Below are 1,518 nucleotides of genomic sequence, written 5' to 3' on the forward strand. Positions count from 1 at the left end.
TAATATAGATGTTAGTGGGGCAAAAGCCCCACCAGAGATCAATGGATAGGAATAATATCATTAGGTAATTTATCAAAACTGACAATATTATTTTTAAAATTTAAAACACTATTGCTAAATTTGCAGTCTTGATTTGAGATAAATTGGCAGTTCGGTTTTTGATATATATTTATGCTAAGCCATTCAGAATAGAGTGAAAGGAAGTTCATCCCACTGACTCGTGCGGTAATGAATTCTCTATTTACGTCGTTATAAGATGTAATAAAAAAAGGAACAGAATAGTTTTCTTTATATTCATCTCCGTGAATTAAATCGAGTTTAGATGGCATATCTCTATTTGAGAAAGAGACGCCGTGATCTGCAAGATACATCATAGACCATCGTTCATTGCTCAACTTTAAGCTATCGTAAATGGTGCCTAGTAATCGATCTGTATTCTTTACTGATTGGACATAGCAAGAAACTCGGTTGCTAAGATAGAACTCATCATACTCATTATTTGTTCTTTCACAGGCAGGGGTATGACTTCCCATTAAGTGAACAACAATCAACTTCTTATTTTTTACTTTTTGCTTAATCGCAGCATTAATATAAGGAATGAGTTCGTCATCATTCTCTATAGATGTGAATGAGCCTTTTTTAATGAATGTTGGTGTATCAGCTCGTTTTCCAATACTTGCAATAGGGGTATCTGCGCCACTGATAGAACCTTGATTCGAGATCCAATAGGTATAAAAATCTGCCTTTTTAGCAAGAGTAATGATGTTGTTTTGAATTTTTACATGCTCTGAAATAGTGTGTGTTAATGACGGAACTGTGGATGGTGCAGCTGATATATAATTAGTGAAAATTTTTCCATTTATTTTATCTAGAAACGGAGTGTTCTCTAATGCAAATCCATAGGAATGTAGTAAGTCTTTTCTAACACTTTCGCCTATAACAATAACATAAGTATCATACTCTCCAGCGCTAATTAATTTTGGATAATCGTCATTTTTAGATAGCATTTCATTAATACGTTTATGCTCTTCAATTGTTGATGAGATGGCTGCTACTGATTGCTTTAAAAATTTAACTTCTGGAATGCCAGTATTTAATAAGGAAAAATGATGCTCACTAATGGCTGTTTTTATAGGCGCTTGAAGGAAAATAACAGCAAAAATTGAAACGAAAGATAATCGAAATTTGTTTGAAATTTCAAATTTTAAACGGGTTGCAGTATAACCAAGCAGTAACATGAGAAATGATACAACGTAATAGAAATAGGGAATATTAGAAAGAAACTCGAATGATTCTTTTCTATCGGTATATAACATTGCCGTCGCAATATTGAAGCTAGGCTCGCCGTATAACATCGCTGTTGGGTAATAAATTGCAGCAATAAATGCCAAAAAGATTATGGATGTTAAGTATATAAATTTATTGGCATTTACGGCGAGTAATAATAAAAACACTGCGAGTGCATAAATAGCTTTAAATTCATACCCGAGGGCAAAATGTGAGAAACAAACAAAAAAC

At 33.2% G+C, this 1,518-nt stretch carries 1 protein-coding gene; it reads right to left on the reverse strand.

The features are described from left to right. Positions 1-38 precede the first annotated feature (38 nt). A partial coding sequence (locus PSF16_RS17330) for a phosphoethanolamine transferase (RefSeq protein ID WP_272689797.1) occupies positions 39-1,518 on the reverse strand: 1,480 nt, incomplete at its 5' end.

The organism is Providencia sp. PROV033 (assembly GCF_028484855.1).
GTDB classification, from domain to species: Bacteria; Pseudomonadota; Gammaproteobacteria; order Enterobacterales; family Enterobacteriaceae; genus Providencia; species Providencia alcalifaciens.